The following is a 19,336-nucleotide window of genomic DNA, read 5'->3' on the forward strand; positions in this document are numbered from 1 at the left end:
ATTAAAGAATAAATTAAAATCAAAAATATACCCCCATAACCTTGGCTTCTTGGTATTCCACTCTAAAATCACTTTCCGGTAAGGGTGGCGTTCCACAAAACGTCATATTAGGAACATGATATTTAACCGTATATCCATTTTCATTGTAAGTGTGGGTTATTTTAAAGGTGGTAGGTGTTTGCTCTTTTCCATTCTCATCTAAAAAAGATACTTGTATTTGAGTATAATTATTATAAATAAGAGTAGCGTCCAGCATAGTCACCAAAAACCACTGAGGTGTATTCACAGAGCTATATATACCATTATGAACATCATAGGTGTATGAATAATAATTGTTGTTAAAGTCGTTCTTTATCAAATTACCCTTCTGATCGTATTGGTAATTATATTCTATCGATGCATCTCTGTTATTTGCATAATATTGCTTCATTTTCAACACCCTGCCTTTTGTATCAATGTCAATGTATCGTGTATAGTATTTATCTTGCACTACGATATGTGATCCGTCATAAGTTATTGTATAAGTATAACTTTCGCCTTCTGAGGATTCCTGTGTAGCTTTATCTACACGCCCCAATGCATCGTATTGTATTTTAAGTTCGCTGATCTTAGATAGATTCTTATCTGATTTAGAAAAATAACTACAACTTATAAGGCGATTGTAATCGTCGTATACGAACACTTTCTGACCACCATTCTTTTCTCCGGAGATTTTTACCGGCAATAATTGAGCAGAAGTTCCACCCGGAAAATTCTGTATGCTGTTATCATCCGAGCATGCTACAAATAATAAACAGACCAGCACAAGACATAATTTAAAATACGAACTTATGTTTTTCATTATAATATATATAAGGGTTACTACTTCTCTTTATAATACATAGATGATTGTCTTCTATAAAAAGTTGCATGCAAAAGTAAAATTCACAGCTCCCTCATAAATAATTATTTAGCAAATACTTAATAAAATTTTAATCGAAATGAAATAATCATATAATACATTTGAGTAAACAAAAACAATTTATGCTATGGATATTAATGCTGTTAATTGGGTTATGCTGAGTGTAGTGGTGGTATCCTACCTTGCCTTTCTAGTTTATTGCATCTTAAATAATTTATTTAAAGGGAAAAGGGATTGAATCTCATTACATTAAAGTTGTTTTTTAGTGTATTAACCGATATTTGCCATCAAAACCTGATAAAGGAACATTCATTATGATACGGCGTGTGAATCCGGGCAGTATCCACATTTTTGGAAGCAAGAATAAATAAAAAGGAAATATCAGTTTAGATATTTCCTTTTTACAAAAACCTCGATTGATAATTATGCTTTTAAATTATATAAGTTTGTATTAGAATAGAGCATCGTATTCTTCCTTATAGGCAGTCACATTAACGGTCATATCTCCCGTAACCATGATTTTAATAGTCCTGACATCAATACTTCGTGCTTCAGAGCTAATCTCGTCAGAAATTACCTGCCCGTTTTTCAAGTCCTTATCAGGGTTAAAATTAAATCCCTGTTCAGTAGTCCAGCCATCCCACGCTTCGGTTGTAACGGTTTTTAGAACGATGGTTACAATATCACCAAATTTGCCTTTTTGTGGTAATGATTTATTATAATATAAAGGCATATCTTTAGAATAGGTGATAGTATAATATTTATCAGGTTCAGGTTGTTTGTCGTAGTTCGGGATGTTGCCATCTTTAACTGTATACATTAGCATATTTCCAAGACCGATCATGAAGGCTTCTCCTGTTTTTTCCCAAATATAGACTTTTGCCGCATAATCTGCCGTAAAAGACTCTTTGTTTTTATCATAAGGGAAATAAACAACATAAAACTTCTGATTGGGCTTCGAACCATACCAACTTGTCTTAGGGTCATTGTACAGCTTATTATAAGCGTCTCCTGTTGCCTCTATCGTTTTTTGAGCAGTAATGGTAGGTGTTCCATATTCCCGGTAAAAGTTCTTGAGTCGGGGAGCTTTATAAACATTTTTAGCTATTTCAATTAGTTTATTGTTTCTTTGGGCTTCCGTCAAGGTCGATAGGTCTTGTGCTCCTATATAACTTGTCATTGTATTTAATATCATAAATGACAAAAACAGAATGTTTACTTTTAATTTCATAACGCAAATATACTTTTAATTTATAATTACTTTTTAGGTATATAATAATAGTCTTGCATAGGGTCGTTTATGTCGTGACCTCCATAAATATAATATATGCCATCCGGAGCTAATGTGCCTACATAATCGACTACAATTATTTCTATATTATTCTTATTCGCATAGGTTATATCAGATTGTGAAAATCCGACTTGTCTTTGACAGTCCTTTTCATTTGTCAAAGGAGTATGAATATGAATAAATGTTACGGGCTTTGCCGTAGACGGTATATGGTTTCCATTCTTGGCGGGAGTAGCATTGCCGGGTGCTATACTGGCATTTGTACCTTCACCCCCTTTGGTATATTGCCCTTCCTTGATATTACCTACATAATATTTTTTTGTTTCTTCATCATAAAACACCCAAACGCCTAATTCCCTTCGTCCTTTTTCGGGAGATGTATCGGTTTTCAGCTTCGTTTTCATATCTTCTATAACCTTTTTTACTCCATCATCTTTTTTAATATTTTCTACCTTGTAATAATCAGCTATGTTATCGGATGAATTACTCGGATTGCCACCAGGCACTCCGGGAGGGGGCGGAAGTTGCATAATTCCGGCAATGTAATCCCACCACCACCAAAAAATATCATAGTTCGAACCGTAGACGATGACTTCGGGTAATGCGCCACCGTCAAATCCGCCCTGTTTTAAAGCAGGTGATGTCCGAAGTTTAGCAATCCTGAGTTGTCCGTTTTCATCATAAACGGGTCTGCATAATGTCGGAGTTCCATCCTGATACACAACGATTCTTCTGCGTATATTTAAAGGAAGAGTATCATTTGAATGATCAGGAAGATTTATCAGAAACAATTGCTTGTTAGCCTCAATCTGGTTTATAATGAGTAGACTTTGCCTACCGTCCGAGTCAAGAGAGATAGGAATACTTAACGATAAGGTGTCCTGCGATTCCTTTATAATGTTATAATCTTCCCAATCCGGCTCATGGTGAGTAGCTGATTTAAGGTTCTTGTTACTATACTGAGACTTGGCATATTCTATAAGATCATTGATATTACGGCTTTTATTAATTTCATTAGCAGACTGGTATCCATCTAAATCATCCGTACAGGAAGTGGTAAATAAGCAAAATAATATCAAGAATAAACTTGATAAACAAGTATTTTTCATATATGTTATTTTAAATTTATGAATCCCTTAATTCTGTTAGCTAACAAGACAAAATTAGTTTATAGTAAATTAAGTTAAAATACCTATTTATGATGAAAGATGATCTTCTCTTTCATAATTAATTGGGATTGCAAGCTGGAAAGACGAAGGGTAATTGTTGGAAAAAGAATCATGGGCTAAGAAAATGAAAGAGTAACCCAAACTGACCATCCCAACACACACCGATCTCACTTATAAACATCCACTTATCCATGTATTGAATTTTACTAACAGATGATGGAGTGCTTATAACGCACACTTATTACTTGCCTCTGTTTTTGAGTTACTATTAATAAAATACTGAAAAATTTATACACAATTTTTGCAACACACATTCACCTATATATATCGAATTACTTTTTCCCAAAAATAAAGGATGTTGCAGTAGTGCTAATAAAATACATCATAACTTTTGATAAAGAAAAAAAGGAAACAAGGCACAATGTATCTTCTTTAGATGATATATACCAATGAAATAAAAGATGTGGTTAAAAACTATATATAAAAGAAATGAAAGAAAAACCCTTTGACTATTTGTAGATAATCAAAGGGTTTAAAATTAATCTGTGCGCATGAAGGGACTCGAACCCCCACGACCGTAGGTCACTGCCACCTGAAGACAGCGCGGCTACCAATTACGCCACATGCGCCTTTATCCGAGCGAAAAACGGGGCTCGAACCCGCGACCCCAACCTTGGGAAGGTTGTGCTCTACCAACTGAGCTACTTTCGCAATCGGTGTTGTAAAATTAGTATATTTTCTGAACTCTGACCAAAAATAAGAATACTATTTTACACCTTCATTCTTATTTTTTATCAGGACGAAAACGCCCCGTGCTACTCTTCTTCTCGTGCTTCTAAAATAGTCTTTAGATGTTCCCATCCACCACCATTATATACATTCGTAAATCCAGCCTCTTCCAACTCAGCTTTGGCTTTAGCACTTCGTCTGCCACTTCGGCAGATCACAATTACTTTCTCATAATGTTTTAAACTCTCGATAGAATCACCGAGTATCTGTAAGGGAATATTTATAGACGATTCGATATGCCCTTCATCGTACTCTTCTACCGTACGCACATCAACAATCACAGTACCTTTACGTGCAGCCAATGATCTTAATGTATCTGTATCGGCTATCTGCGCATCAATAAAAAGAGATATCAGACTAAGAATAATTGTAAATAAAAAATAAGATAGTTTCATTTTCTAATTTAAATTGTGAATATTATTTATATTCCCAAAAGAGCAAAGTGATTATCTATGGTCAAACTTCTTAGAAATATAATTACCTGTATATTGGATTATAAACACTAATATTACGAGCAACGCTAAAACTATATTCATTATTTCCAGATTATAGCCAACATAGCCATATTGGTAACCAATTTGCCCCAATCCTCTGGCTCCCACAGCACCACCCATAGCAGAATAACCGACAAGCATTATTAACGTGATAGATACACAATTAACAATTGACGGTAATGCTTCTGGCAATAAAACCTTTTTCACAATCTGAAGTGGAGTTGCACCCATCGATCGAGAAGCCTCTATCAAACCACTCGGCACATCGATAAGGCTATTTTCTATCATTCGGGCAACAAAAGGAGCAGCACCAATACTCAATGGAACAAGTGCGGCTAAAACCCCTATTGATGTACCTACCAATGCACGAGTGAAAGGAATCATCCATACAATAAGAATAATAAAAGGAATGGCTCTAAAAATATTTATGAATGTTGATAGGATATTATGCAATATCATATTTTCTTTTATCTGCCCTTTACGTGTTATATACAGCCAAACCCCAAGCGGTAACCCCAGCAAAAAACTAAAAAAGCCTGACACAAGGGTCATGACGATTGTTTCACCTGTACCTTTTAACAATAAATCGATCATCTCACTAGACATATCCTAAAGTACTTACATTTATATTCTTACTCTTTAAATACCCAACAGCTAATATTTCATTTTCGGGCAAGCCGTGTAATTCTATCAACATAACCCCAAACTTAACACCTTTTATATGATCTATTTGAGCACATACAATATTACTATTGACCTCATACAACTTCGCAATATCCGATAGCACTGCATTTGCTTCAGACTGTCCCGATATCTCCAATCGAATGAGCATATGTTTATTATTCATAAATTGTTCTGTCAACCGATCTGAATAATTAGAAGGAATATGCAGTCTTATAGAAGAATCAATAAAGTATTTGGTCAATTCATTTTTAGGATGTGAAAAGATCTCAGTGATCAGCCCTTGCTCTATCAACTCTCCCTTGTTGAGGACAGCGACTTCATCACAAATCGTTTTTACAACTTCCATTTCATGTGTGATCAACAATATTGTAATATTCATCTTCTTATTAATATCTTTCAACAACGAAAGAATCGAATAAGTAGTTGCCGGATCTAATGCACTGGTTGCTTCGTCACACAAAAGTATTTGAGGATTATTAGCCAAAGCGCGCGCAATAGCAACACGCTGTTTCTGTCCACCCGAAAGTTTTGCAGGATAATCATTAGCTTTGTTTTCTAGGCCCACAAGAGCCAACAACTCCAAAACCCGTTGTCTAATTAATTCCTTAGGTGTTTTATTCAGCTTTAGGGGAAATGCTATATTTTCAAATACTGTGGCGGAGGATAGCAAATTGAAGTGTTGAAATATCATACCGATCTTCCTTCGGGTAGCAATAAGCTCCGAAGAAGACAAAGTCAGCATATCCTGTCCATCAATATATATTTCACCTGAAGTGGGACGTTCTAATAAGTTTACACAGCGGATTAACGTACTTTTGCCTGCACCCGACTCTCCTATTATACCAAATATCTTGCCTTTAGGGACAGTAAGGGATATATTCGACAGAGCAGTAGAAGACGTATTCTTTCCCTGAAAAACCTTTGTTACATTCTTTATTTCAATCATCTAAATATATAGATTGTTTCTTTTAATTATTTTGCCAAAAGTACACAATCCAGGCTATTTTATAAAATTATATTTTCAATATTCTCCTTTGTTCTTTACAAACCACAAAATTAACGATATCGCTTATACAATAAATACCTCATTTATGGTATTTATGATTAAATGGAAGCCTTATACTTTTGCAGAGACTATACAGGTCATAAGTTTTTTATTATAATTAGATTCTTTACTTTTGTATTAAGCAATTGGTAAAAAATAATGATGCATTTGTTGTATTGCAAAAAACTCGGCGTTACTCTTTTTACTCTGTGTTAAAAGAAATGGATAAGAGTAAATGCTACAATAATTCCTTTTTATAACTTAGATAAAATTTGCAGGTTATTATTTTATCATTGAAGACAAATAATACTAACCTACTCATTATTTAATAATTTAGAAAATATAATATCAGTATGAAGAAAATAAATGGATTGATTACTATATGTGCATCCTTTATACTACTCACATCTTGCGGAAACAAAAAAAATAACGACCCAAATCATATTAAGGTAGGGGTATCTTCAGGCCCTGAATACGTAATAGCCGAAGCGGCTAAAAAAGTAGCGAAAGAAAAATACGGACTAGAAGTAGAATTAGTACAATTCAGTGATTATATAATGCCAAACACAGCATTAGATCAAGGAGATATAGAAGCCAATGTATTCCAAACCAAGCCTTTTTTAGAAGAACAAACTACGAACCGTGGGTATAAATTTGCCATCGTAGGTAATACGTTTGTATATCCAATGGCAGCATATTCAAAAAAAATAAAAAGTTTGGATGAGTTGAAAGATGGAAGTGTAGTAGTGATCCCGAATGATGCATCAAACAATAGCAGAGCATTGCTATTATTACAAAAGGCGGGATTGATAAAACTGAAAGATGGAGCAACCTCTCCACGACTAGTTGATATAATAGAAAATCCTAAAAATCTGGAGATATTAGAACTAGAAGCACCACAACTACCTAGAGTCTTAGATGACGCAAAAGTATCTTTATCTATAATCAACAATAATTTTGCAGGACAAGCAGGGCTCTTACTTAAAGACGCTGTCTTTGCAGAAGATAAGGAGTCTCCTTATGTCAATCTGATTGTGACCCGAGAAGAAAATAAAGATAATGACAAAATCAAAAAGTTTGTAGAATCGTATCAATCAGAAGAGGTAGAAAAAGTTGCTACTGATGTGTTTAAAGGCGGAGCCGTAAAAGGTTGGTAATTCAGTATATCAAAAAGCAGAATTTACGTACTTCCAATAATAATAAAACAGGGTTAGAAATTCTAACCCTGTTTTATTATTATATTGAAGATAAAAAATAGCTATAAACAAAAAAGACTATCCAAATTGGATAGTCTTTTTGAGCCTCTTGTCGGATTCGAACCAACGACCCCGAGATTACAAATCACGTGCTCTGGCCAACTGAGCTAAAGAGGCAGATGGGTAAGCTTACTATATCGCGTCGCTACAACCGACGGCCCTTGCTGCGATCAAACCCTGGGGGATTAATCGGGAGCTGACCGTATAGGACTTACCCGCGACAAAAGTAGATAAATTTTTCATATTCACAAAATATGATTTCAATTTTTTCCTTTGATTTCCTTTTACTACATTTGTATGAAACTCTTTTGTAGAAAGAAAATACTAGATATCAAAGCGTTAACAAATTTGATTTTTCAATAAAAATATTATAAAAAATAAATAGAGAATATGACAGTAGTAGATCGTTTCTTGAAGTATGTAAAATTTGACACAGAATCAAGCACTGAAACAGGTACAACACCAAGTACTCCCGGACAAATGGTTCTAGCCCGTGAACTCGAAAAAGAGTTGCATGAAATAGGTTTAGAAGATATATCTTTGGATGAGAAGGGGTATATTATGGCAACTCTTCCGGCTAATACAGATAAAGAAGTGCCAACCATAGGGTTCGTTGCGCACATGGATACCAGCCCCGATTTAACGGGTAAAGATGTAAATCCACAGATTGTAAAAAATTATGACGGAAAAGATATTATATTGAATAAAGACCTTAATATAGTTTTATCTCCTAACGATTTTCCTGAGATGCAAGACTATGTAGATCAGGATTTGATAGTAACTGATGGTAAAACACTATTAGGTGCGGATGACAAAGCAGGCATAGCAGAAATATTGACTGCAATCAAGTACTTGAAAGATCATCCGGAAATCAAGCATGGAAAAATCCGAATAGGATTTACTCCAGATGAAGAAATTGGTGCAGGAGCTGACTATTTTGATGTTGAAAAATTTGGCTGCGAATGGGCTTATACGATGGATGGTGGACCTATTGGCGAATTAGAGTATGAAAATTTTAATGCTGCCGGCGTAAAAATTAATATACAGGGACGAAGCGTACATCCCGGATATGCGAAAGACAAGATGGTTAATGCATTGGTAGTAGCCAACAAACTAGTCTCTCTCCTACCCTCAAATGAACGTCCCGAGCATACTACCGGATATGAAGGGTTCTACCACTTGACTAATATATCGGGAACCGTAGATGCTGCAACCGTAGGTTATATAATACGTGACCACGATCGTGAAATATTCGAAAAGCGCAAACAGGTAATGTTAGACACTATAGCTTTCATCAATAAACTATACCCCGATAGTACTTCTGTAGAAATAAAAGACCAATATTATAATATGCGCGAGAAGGTTGAGCCTGTAAAGCATGTGGTTGATTTGGCTTTTGAAGCAATGACTGCTGTAGGCGTTACCCCTATTGTAAAACCTATCAGAGGAGGAACAGATGGTGCCCGTCTATCATTTATGGGGTTGCCTTGTCCGAATATCTTTGCTGGTGGGCATAACTTCCACGGACGTTACGAATTTGTACCTATCCAATCGATGGAAAAAGCTGTACAGGTGATCGTTAAAATTGCAGAATTGGTAACGAGTAAATAAATTGCTGTTTATATAGATAGGTTCATTCATTTTCTAATGTGAATAAAATTATCTATATTATATGGAAATACACTATAAATAATAAAAAGTAACAAGTAAAACCTATATTATTATGTGTTACTTTTGTTACTTTTTAGTAATATTGAACACTAATAACGAAATATATAATAAGTAATGAAAAAAACTCCATTTACAGACATCCACATTGCTCTTGGCGCTAAGATGCATGAATTTGCGGGCTATAACATGCCGATCGAATATTCAGGTATTATAGATGAACATATGACCGTCTGCAAAGGCGTGGGAGTATTTGATGTATCTCATATGGGCGAGATATGGGTAAAAGGATCCAGAGCTCTTCCTTTTTTACAGAGAATGTTAAGCAATGATGTTGCCACTCTTGAAATAGGTAAAGCCCAGTATACTGCCATCATTAACGATCAGGGTGGAATAGTAGATGATATAATCATATATCATTACGAACCCGAGAAATACATGTTAGTAGTAAATGCATCGAACATAGAGAAAGACTGGAAATGGTTGACAGATCATAATGAAGAATTGGCTGATCTTGAAAACTCATCAGACACGATAGCCCAATTAGCCATACAGGGACCTAAAGCTTTGGCGACACTTCAAAAGCTAACCAAGATAGATCTAACAATGATCCCTTATTATTCTTTTGTTATTGGTAGTCTTAAGGGATCGGGGTTGGAGAGCGTAATTATATCCAATACAGGATATACCGGAGCAGGAGGTTTTGAGTTATACTTTTACCCTGAATACGGAGAAGATGTATGGAATGCTATTTTTGAGGCAGGAGAAGAGTTTGGCATTAAACCGATAGGACTGGGTGCTCGCGATACACTTCGTCTCGAGATGGGATTTTGCCTCTATGGAAACGATCTGGATGATACAACTACTCCTATCGAGGCCGGATTAGGTTGGATTACCAAATTTACAGAAGGAAAGAATTTCACTGCTCGCGAAATACTTGAAAAACAAAAGCAGGAAGGCGTAAATCGGAAATTGTGTGGATTCAAGATGCTTGAAAAAGGAATTCCACGTCACGGCTACGATATAGTAAACGAAAATGATGAAAAAATAGGAACAGTCACTTCGGGTACAATGTCGCCAACTTCAAAAATAGGGGTAGGATTAGGTTATGTAAAACCGGAATATGCTAAGCTGGGAACTCCTGTTTTTATTAAAGTACGAGAAAAGAATTTGAAAGCAGAGGTAGTAAAACCGCCATTCAGGAAATTGGATTAATCCAATAACACTTTTTCTTCGCATGATGCAGCAGCAAGAGATAAAGACAGAGGCAAAGGAAGATTTAAACAATCTCTTTGTTTTATATGTTTGTATTTATAATGTATACTCGAGCAACATCTAAGAATACAAAATATGAAATTGGATGGCAGAAGGACTAGTGAGAATGTAGATGATCGTCGAGAAAAAAGGTCTTCGGGTAAAATTTCTTTAGGTATTGGCGGAACAATCATAATTGTTCTCATTATTGGGCTTGCAGGAGGTAGCCCTATGGGGTTTATGCCTCAGCAAGCAGCCGATATAATATCGCCGGAGAAAATCTATGCGTCATCTCCCCAAGAGGAATCCGCTGCTACTTTTGCAAAAACAATATTGGCCGGTACAGAAGATGTATGGGCTGACATATTTGCTCAGAATAGACTAATATATATAGTTCCCGAAGTAGGTCATCACGTACAATACGTGATGGGTACGTTGCAAAAAGGACAACTGTTGACCGAAAAAGAAAGTAACGAGCTTAACGTTAGGCTTGAACTACAAGCTGACTTTTATGCCGGAGTATGGGCCTGTCACGATAATGAAAACTTCAATTCGCTTGAAGACGGTGATATAGAAGAAGGACTGAATGCAGCTTCGCAGATTGGAGACGACCGCTTGCAAATGCAATCGCAAGGATACACGGTTCCCGACACCTCCAATCACGGAGCCTCTGCTCAACGTATACGTTGGTTGAAGAAAGGACTCCAAACAGGGAATATAAAAGAAGGAAACACCTTTGATATCCCCTATAAACAGTTATAACATAGAAACGAGGATTAAGCGTAGTAATTAGTTTCTTTTTTATAATTATAAACATGAAGTAAGCCTAAAATTTGCCCTAAATAGACAGAAAGTTTTATACTTCATTGTTATACTTTTACAAAAAACAAATATAAATCAGTAACACATGAGAAAAGCTAAATAAAGTTTTGATCATACTATATTCCACGTTATTTGATTGATATTTTAAATTTACAAAACCAATTTTGGATAAAATATATAGTGGCAAAACAGTTGAGACCACTAAACCATTATACCCTTATTGGTGTTGTTATAATCATCTTTTTTTGATAGTATTTATAAATATAGTTTCCTCTTTTTAATACACTATATACAATGGATATAAAGTATAGACAATATTCCAAGGATGAATTGATACAGCGCATAAAAGATCTGGAATATGACAATTTTGCATTACAGAAAGAATTAATAAACAAATATGTAGGGAATGTATCCTATAGTAATACGGAGGAGACCAATGTTAATCTGTTGCATGATAGAGAAAGAGCCTTTGAAATATTACTAAAAACCTGTGATTCACTTTTTTTATTCCGCTACGACGGAACCTGTGTAGATTGTATTATAAAATCAAATCACTGGTTTCTAAAATCAGAACAAATTGTAGGTCAGAATATTTTTGATATACTCCCTGAAGAAACGGCTTTAAATTTTAAAGCTCATTTTGATGATGTTGTAACAAATGGAGGAACGTCAAGCCTCAACTATGATCTTCCTTTAAAAAGAAACACCATATATTTCAAATGTATCATACAACTTTATGAAAAGGAGTTTGTACTTTGTCAATATCGTGATATAACTCAGCGTAGCCAGATGAAAAAGAGGTTGGATAACGCCAACCGAAAGCTAAAAGAAACGCAAAAAATAGCAAAAATAGGACATTGGAAATATAATCCTCAAGTAGGAATGTTGTATTATTCCGGATTTGGAAATATATTCTCTATAGTTGAAGAGGAAGCGATTATATCTATTGATGAATATTCTTCTAAAATACATCCGGCTGACAAAGAAGCATTTATAGATTATTTGAACGGCAGGATTTACAACGGTAAATACCTGGACTATAGACGAGTTTATACGAAAGACAATTACTCGATTGTATCCTATATAAGAACACAAATAACCAGCGTATACGAATATAAAGGCGAAACAATCATAGAAGGGTACGTACAAAATATAGACGATGTTATAAAAAATCGTTGGGAATATGAAACAGTAAACTTCATGAATAATGTGACAAGCGATCATGTTTTTGGAGTTTATATGGAAGATGGCCAACTAATATTTGCCAATCAACAATTTTTACTTCACAATAATATATCAAAAGATAGAGATATTTCCGATTATAAAATATCAGATCTCAAACAACTTAGCACAGAGCAATGGGAGATTATTCTAAAAAATCTGGAATCGAATGAAAGCTATAAGTATAATATAATTTACACAGATAGTGAGACTGAAAAGACTTCTTACTTTGACTGTATCTCGTATTTGACGAGAGATACTTTCGGCACAAAATTTATATGGAGTTACTGGTCAAATACCACGAAACAGAAATACGCTGAGATTGAAAGTAAAAACACACGTAATCTCATGAATATGGTTTTAGATAATATGCCTATTTCTGTATTTATTAAAAACCCTTTGAACGACTATAGATATATATATTGGAATAAGATATCAACACAATTTTACCTCGTTCAAAATGATGATTTTTCCGATAAAACGGACTTTGATATTTTCCCCAAAGAAGTAGCTGAAAAATATCGGACTGAAGACATAGGGGTATTTGAAACCGGAGTTCCTCAAAGAGTATTTCAAGAATTTGTAGATAATGATGGAAATATCCGATATGTTGATATACTCAAAATACGATTAAACAGCGAAACGGATAATTCTTCTTTGGTAATAGGTTTAGGTTGGGATATTACAGAACTCAAAAAAATAGAAAAAGAGCTTACAACAGCAAAGTTGAAGGCAGAGCAGTTAGACAAACTCAAATCGGCATTCCTATCTAATATGAGTCATGAAATACGCACACCTTTGAATGCAATATTAGGATTCTCTCGCATTATAGCAGAAACCGATGATCAGGAAAAACGAAACTATTATTTTAATTTCGTCGAGTCCAATAGTGGTCGGTTATTAGCCTTAGTGAATGAAATTTTAGACTTCTCGAAAATAGAATCCGGCATTGTAGAATTTGAACCCGAAGACTTTGATTTTGGCATGTTATGTCTGGAGATATATGAAACATACGCATCTCAATGCCATCCCGAAACAGAACTTATCTATAATAATATAGGAACAGAGTTATGGATACGATCCGATAGAAACAGAATACACCAAGTTCTATCAAACCTTATTATTAATGCTCAAAAATTCACGAAGAAAGGATATATAAAGTATGGATTTGAGGTAATAGACAATAAGATCAAAGTTTATGTAAATGATACCGGAATCGGAATAATAGAGGATCAATTAGATAAAATATTCGAACGATTTATGCAAGTTGACAGCAATGCTATTGGAACCGGATTGGGCTTAGCGATTTGTCGTTCTATAGTAGAACGTCTTGGTGGAGAAATATCGGTTAAATCAGAATTAGAAAAAGGATCTTGCTTCACTTTTACATTGCCATATGAACCTACAAAAAACGGGGAAGCAGAAAAAAATAATACCGATAATTCGGTCAAGAACTATTCTTTCGATCAGAATTGCACGATCTTAGTTGCCGACGATGATGACAATAGTTATCAACTGATAGATGCAATGATAGGAGAAGAGTATGCTTTGCTACAAGGGCTAGATGGAGTGGAGGCTGTGAGAATGTTTGAAGAATATAATCCTGATATGATCCTGATGGACTTGAATATGCCAACGCTTAATGGATTTGAAGCAACAAAAATTATCCGTCAAGTTTCTCCTGACATTATCATTATTGCAATTAGTGCTAAAGCTTATGAAAAAGACATAAAAAAAGCAATTGATTCAGGTTGTAATGAGTTCTTAGCAAAGCCAATCTGCAAAGATAAATTAATAGAAACTATTCATAAATATATTATTTAAAAATCTGAATTTAATGGGAAAAGTTGCTGCAATAAAATTAGTAAACTTTTATATTGTTATTTTTAGTATACTCATTGCAGGCACTACAATTGTAGGTGTCCTCTCCCCATTCTTTGACCCTAGAGATTATAGTATTATTCCTTTTATAGGACTAATATTACCTGTAATCTTAATCCTCAATATACTAAGCTGCTTATACCTACTTATTACTAAAAGATTTATCATCGCATCTATTATTGCCATCACCTTCTGTATAGGCTTTCTAGGAGCCGGCTACAAACTTCCTAACTCTTCCCCAAAAGTAGATCTAGGAGGAAAGAATATACGGGTAATGACCTTTAATATAAGTGAAAATAAGGCCAAAAATGATAGTTATGGCAATTTACACGAAATAGTAGAGTTTGTAAAAACAGAAAACGTAGACATTTTTTGTATTCAAGAATATCCTAATAATAAGGAAATAGGAGACTCTCTGAGAAAATGTCTTAGCTTTTTACCATATTATACCTTCTCCGAAAATGGAAGTGATTATTTAAAAGTAGCGATTTTTTCACGCTATCCAATACAAAACATAAAGCCTATATTATTCAACAATAGCAATAACAGCGCCATTGCAACAGACTTGCTGGTTGAAGACAAAACGATACGATTAATCAGTGCCCATCTACAGACGACAAACTTCAATCAGAAAAGAATAGGTTCGATATGGAACACTCCAAACTCATTGCATAAGACGATAAGTAAAATGAATGTAAACCAAAGAATACGGGCATCTCAGGCTAATCTTATCAGAGAAGAAATTTGCTCGAGTACCATGCCTATTATATTTTGTGGAGATATGAATGATACCCCAACCTCATATGCATACAAGACCATCAAAAAAGATCTACAAGATGGATTTAAAGAATGTGGAAACGGCATTGGGCATACTTATAAAGGTTTATTAAATATGCTACGGATTGATTACATCTTATATTCAAAAGAAATTACAGGAATAAAATATGATTCACCGAAAAAAGTTTATAGCGATCATAATCCCGTTATCATGGATTTAGTATTAAACTATTAATTGTTTATTTCTTTGGGAAGAGAAAAGAAAAATGTAGACCCCACTCCTTCTTTCGATTCAAACCATAGTCTGCCATTATTCTTCTGAACAAATTCCAATGTCAATAACAGTCCTAACCCGGAACCTTCTTCCTGAGCTGTTCCATAGCTTGTATAATGAGTGCCTACATTGAGTAGTTTTTGCTGATTTGCCTCACTTATACCACATCCGTTATCAGATACAGATACAATATACTCATCATTAGTTTCTTTTATTTGTACTTTAATTATTCCTCCCTCATAACTAAACTTAATGGCATTGCTGATTAAGTTCCGCGTACAACTTTTCAACATATCTATATCTGAAAAAATATTCGCAGATTTAACCTCTGTATTAAATTCTATTTTAATATTCTTGATACTGGCAACATTCATAAAAACGTCCGTAGTACCTTTCACAATAGGGACAAGATCTACACTTTGAGGAATAGCCAATTGCTTACCGATCTGCAACTTAGTCCATTTCAACAAGTTATCTAGGAGGGAAAATATATCTTCGGTTGTTTTATTTGCAAGCTTCAAAAGCTCATATATTGCCGGATCGACTTTATCTTTATCAACGTCATGCATTATTGAATTCATTATCATCATCATCGATGCCATTGGCGAACGTAGGTCATGTGCTATTACCGAATACATTTTGTCCCTATCCAGAATCGTCTTCTTAAGCACATGGGTTCGTTTTACAATTATACGTTTCGCGGCAAGTAATGAGAGTTGATGAATTATACGGGCCATTAATTCTTCCTTATTAAAAGGCTTTGTTATATAATCACTCCCACCTAATCTAAATCCCTTGACAATACTGTCAACATCATTCATCGCAGTTAAAAATATGACAGGAATCTCTCTATATAATGAGTATTTTTTCACCTCTCTTATCACTTCAAAACCATCCATATTAGGCATATTGATATCCAAAAGGATAAGATCTGGCGCATCATTCCGAATTATTTCAATGGCTGCTTGTCCCTCATTTGCTGTAACAACGTTGAATCCCTCCTTATCCAATAACACTTGAAGGAGTAATACATTCGTCATCACATCATCTACCACTAATATTGTATAATCGGAATGATTTATTTTCATTTTAAATAATTAGGTGTTAGTTTTAATAAAAATTTTTTATTGGATATTAGATACAACAAACAAGTGCCTATGAAGTTCACGAAACGGGACATTTTTAAAAGAAAAAGGCATGTTCACATAAGATAGACATTGAAGACATTACAAACTGAATTATTCAAGAAAATCATAATGTGTTAATTTTTTCTATTAATGAACTTGAGCGTATTTATTTTTGTTATAGCTATGACCTTAAGATATTTCAATAATATTTTTTGGAAATAAATGACTAATAATAAAGAAAATATATATACTTTTACTCAGTTTTTTATAAAACCATTTATACTATATATAGTTTATATTGAGGACAATCAGAAAACCCCATTTTTATTTAATTATGAAAATCAAATTTGCGTATACAGCATTGCTGTTCATAGCTTTACTAACTAGTTGCAGTGAACAAGATTATTATGACCCTAATTCTCAGGTAATACCTGATGAATTATCAGACTTAACCGTTCCTTCCGGTTTTGACTGGACTACAAGTTCCAATATTAGTCTCAATTTGGATGTGGACGACCAATTCAATGGTTCATATTATTACAAATTACAAGTTTTTAATCAAAACCCTATCATTTCACCAAATGCATCACTTTTGGCAGAAGGCCTAGCTAAGAAAAATGAACCATTTAAAGCTAAGGTTACATATGCTAAGTCTGATAGTATCTTGTATGTCCAAGAAACTGACCCAACAGGAAAAAGATCAGTAAGAGCGATCTATACCTCTAACGCATTAAAGTCAGCTAGCGTAGCAACACTAAAATCAGGATCAACTAAAAGTTTAGACATAAATTATACTGCGCCAACAAGAACATATACAACACCATCTAATGCAACCGTTATATCCGGATCATCATATAGCATCAGCTATTCAAGCAATCAATATGTGATACCGGCAGGGCAAACATTTGAAGGGCAAATAAACAATAGTTCTTGGTACGATGCATACGTATATGTGGAAGGAACATGGAAAAACACTTCAACTAATACAGAATTGAATAATTTAAAAATAATTATTCAAGATGGAGGAAAATATATTCCAACACAGACTTCTTCAAACATAAAAGCAAATGGTTCGGCTAAAATTGTTGTAGCTACTACAGGGCAATTCAATCCGGATAAGAAAGAGGTTAATGTGGATATGAATAATGAAAATGGACAAATAGTAAACAACAGTACTGTATTCAACATCAATAACATTTCGAATATAAGAAGTTTGTTTAATTATGGTACAATGTCTGCATCCGGTACATTATCAGCAAATACGAGTAATGTACAGGTTATAAATGAAAGTTCCTTGACTGCTCAGAACTTGTCTATTAACAACAATGCGAATTTTATCAATAAAGGTCAATTTACAGTTAATGGCAATACATTCTTACAGAACTCAATCATCAACAACAATGCTGCATTTACAACTCAGAATATAACTGTTAATGATGCTACAATTGAAAATGGATGTAAATTTATCATTAATGATAAAGGAACTTTCCAGGGCACAACATTAAATACAGCTGCTGAAACATTGTTAAAATGTAACATTTTAGACCTTCAGGGTAATAATAAAATAAATCTTGGATCTTATGCTATAATGAACGTTACCAATGAACTTAAATTCAGTAACTCAGGAACTAGTATCAATGGTCCTACTTCTGGCAATAAAGCCTTAGTAAAATTAGAGAAATTTTCAATCACAGAATGGAGACACCCGGCATTTACCGGTTATTTAGAGATAGAGTCATCAAACTATCCTGCAAATTCAGGCTCAACAGGGTATGACGTTCCTTCAGACACTAAATATGTTAACTTTGTAAGAAAAGGAGAGTCTACTGTTGACATTGAAGCAACAAGCTGCAACGAGGGTGGAAATATTATTCAAAGAGGAGGTCCCGTTATTATAACATATCCACTAAGTACTACATTAGGAACAACTTATACTTATGCTTTTGAAGATAATTACCCAAGTATTGGTGATTATGACATGAATGACTTTGTTCTAGATATAAATTTAGGATATACATTATCGGCCGCTAATAAAGTTTCAAAAATAGACATTCAAAGTAAAGTAAGAGCTGTTGGTGCTACAAAAAGACTTGCTGCAGCTATTCAACTAGACGGTGTATTGAAAGGTAATATTAAAAGTATAACAAACTCAAACACTAGCTTCAGTGGCGACGTTTTCTCTATGAGTAATGGTTTGGAAAACGATCAAGATTATGCAGTTATTCCGCTTACAGATAATGCTCATGCATTGTTTGGGGCTAACACTTCTCAGATAATAAATACTAAAGCAGGAGAAACTCATTTCCCGGCTAAAGCTATCACAATCAGTATATCATTCAACGAGCCTATAGATATTTCTAATGTTTCTTTGATAGATATACTAAACGTATTCATTGTCAACGGTGGTTATAATACATCTAATAGGAAGGAAATTCACTTAAGGAATTATGCAGCAACAAAAAAATCGACAGATGTATCTTCTGGAAGAAACTATAGTACATCTGACTTAGTATATGGCATAAGAGTTCCACAATCTTTGAAATATCCATTAGAGTGGGTTCGAATTATCGATGCATATCCTCAATTTAAATCATGGGTATCTTCAAATGGGCAAAATTATCCTAATTGGTATGAAACTTACGAAACAAATAAAGTATATTTATTAGAACAATAGAAAATAATA

14 protein-coding genes and 3 tRNA genes are annotated in these 19,336 nt (G+C 34.3%); 7 read left to right on the forward strand and 10 right to left on the reverse strand.

Annotation, left to right across the window (positions count from 1 at the left end; all coding sequences use genetic code 11):
• Positions 1–19: 19 nt before the first annotated feature.
• From PKC55_RS13080 to metN, 8 genes are all read right to left on the reverse strand, one after another.
• On the reverse strand, positions 20–841 hold the full coding sequence (locus PKC55_RS13080; RefSeq protein ID WP_291129061.1) for a hypothetical protein: 822 nt from the start codon (positions 839–841) through the stop codon (positions 20–22).
• A gap of 511 nt (positions 842–1,352) precedes the next feature.
• Positions 1,353–2,132 (reverse strand): hypothetical protein, encoded by a 780-nt coding sequence (locus PKC55_RS13085; protein ID WP_291129058.1) that lies wholly within the window; start codon positions 2,130–2,132, stop codon positions 1,353–1,355.
• Between the two features lie 26 nt (positions 2,133–2,158).
• Positions 2,159–3,301, reverse strand: a complete 1,143-nt coding sequence (locus PKC55_RS13090; protein ID WP_291129056.1) for a hypothetical protein — start codon at positions 3,299–3,301, stop codon at positions 2,159–2,161.
• Between the two features lie 606 nt (positions 3,302–3,907).
• Positions 3,908–3,990: transfer RNA gene (locus PKC55_RS13095), tRNA-Leu, on the reverse strand.
• A 9-nt stretch (positions 3,991–3,999) separates the two neighbouring features.
• A tRNA-Gly gene (locus tag PKC55_RS13100) sits at positions 4,000–4,072 on the reverse strand.
• A gap of 104 nt (positions 4,073–4,176) precedes the next feature.
• Entirely contained in the window at positions 4,177–4,545 is a 369-nt protein-coding gene (locus PKC55_RS13105; RefSeq protein ID WP_291130306.1) for a rhodanese-like domain-containing protein, read from the reverse strand.
• A 51-nt stretch (positions 4,546–4,596) separates the two neighbouring features.
• Positions 4,597–5,250 (reverse strand): methionine ABC transporter permease, encoded by a 654-nt coding sequence (locus tag PKC55_RS13110; RefSeq protein WP_283687084.1) that lies wholly within the window; start codon positions 5,248–5,250, stop codon positions 4,597–4,599.
• Positions 5,243–6,274, reverse strand: coding sequence for a methionine ABC transporter ATP-binding protein MetN (gene metN / locus PKC55_RS13115; RefSeq protein ID WP_324373338.1), 1,032 nt, complete (start codon positions 6,272–6,274; stop codon positions 5,243–5,245). The genes PKC55_RS13110 and metN overlap by 8 nt, the downstream gene beginning before the upstream one ends.
• A 452-nt stretch (positions 6,275–6,726) precedes the next feature.
• On the opposite strand from metN, the gene PKC55_RS13120 reads away from it, so the two are divergent.
• A complete protein-coding gene (locus PKC55_RS13120; RefSeq protein WP_291130315.1) occupies positions 6,727–7,530 on the forward strand; it encodes a methionine ABC transporter substrate-binding lipoprotein MetQ in 804 nt (267 codons plus the stop codon).
• A 142-nt stretch (positions 7,531–7,672) separates the two neighbouring features.
• Here the strand turns inward: PKC55_RS13120 and PKC55_RS13125 are convergent.
• Positions 7,673–7,746, reverse strand: a tRNA-Thr gene (locus PKC55_RS13125).
• Positions 7,747–8,019: 273 nt separating this feature from the next.
• Between PKC55_RS13125 and pepT the strand changes: the two genes are divergently transcribed.
• The 5 genes from pepT to PKC55_RS13150 all read left to right on the forward strand — a co-directional run bounded on the left by pepT (position 8,020) and on the right by PKC55_RS13150 (position 15,487).
• Positions 8,020–9,240, forward strand: coding sequence for a peptidase T (gene pepT / locus PKC55_RS13130; RefSeq protein ID WP_291130317.1), 1,221 nt, complete (start codon positions 8,020–8,022; stop codon positions 9,238–9,240).
• Positions 9,241–9,414: 174 nt separating this feature from the next.
• Positions 9,415–10,512, forward strand: a complete 1,098-nt coding sequence (gcvT, locus tag PKC55_RS13135) for a glycine cleavage system aminomethyltransferase GcvT (RefSeq protein WP_324373340.1) — start codon at positions 9,415–9,417, stop codon at positions 10,510–10,512.
• A 135-nt stretch (positions 10,513–10,647) separates the two neighbouring features.
• Entirely contained in the window at positions 10,648–11,313 is a 666-nt protein-coding gene (locus PKC55_RS13140; RefSeq protein WP_324373342.1) for a neutral zinc metallopeptidase, read from the forward strand.
• 354 nt (positions 11,314–11,667) lie between these two features.
• Positions 11,668–14,418, forward strand: coding sequence for an ATP-binding protein (locus tag PKC55_RS13145; protein ID WP_324373345.1), 2,751 nt, complete (start codon positions 11,668–11,670; stop codon positions 14,416–14,418).
• A 13-nt stretch (positions 14,419–14,431) separates the two neighbouring features.
• On the forward strand, positions 14,432–15,487 hold the full coding sequence (locus tag PKC55_RS13150) for an endonuclease/exonuclease/phosphatase family protein (protein ID WP_324373347.1): 1,056 nt from the start codon (positions 14,432–14,434) through the stop codon (positions 15,485–15,487).
• Here PKC55_RS13150 and PKC55_RS13155 read toward each other — a convergent pair.
• Entirely contained in the window at positions 15,484–16,614 is a 1,131-nt protein-coding gene (locus PKC55_RS13155) for a hybrid sensor histidine kinase/response regulator (RefSeq protein WP_324373348.1), read from the reverse strand. The two genes, PKC55_RS13150 and PKC55_RS13155, sit on opposite strands and share 4 nt — an antisense overlap.
• Positions 16,615–16,987: 373 nt before the next feature.
• Between PKC55_RS13155 and PKC55_RS13160 the strand changes: the two genes are divergently transcribed.
• Positions 16,988–19,327, forward strand: coding sequence for an LruC domain-containing protein (locus tag PKC55_RS13160; RefSeq protein ID WP_324373350.1), 2,340 nt, complete (start codon positions 16,988–16,990; stop codon positions 19,325–19,327).
• Positions 19,328–19,336 lie beyond the last annotated feature (9 nt).

It is taken from the genome of Dysgonomonas sp. (genome assembly GCF_035323175.1).
In the GTDB taxonomy this organism is placed as follows: Bacteria; Bacteroidota; Bacteroidia; order Bacteroidales; family Dysgonomonadaceae; genus Dysgonomonas.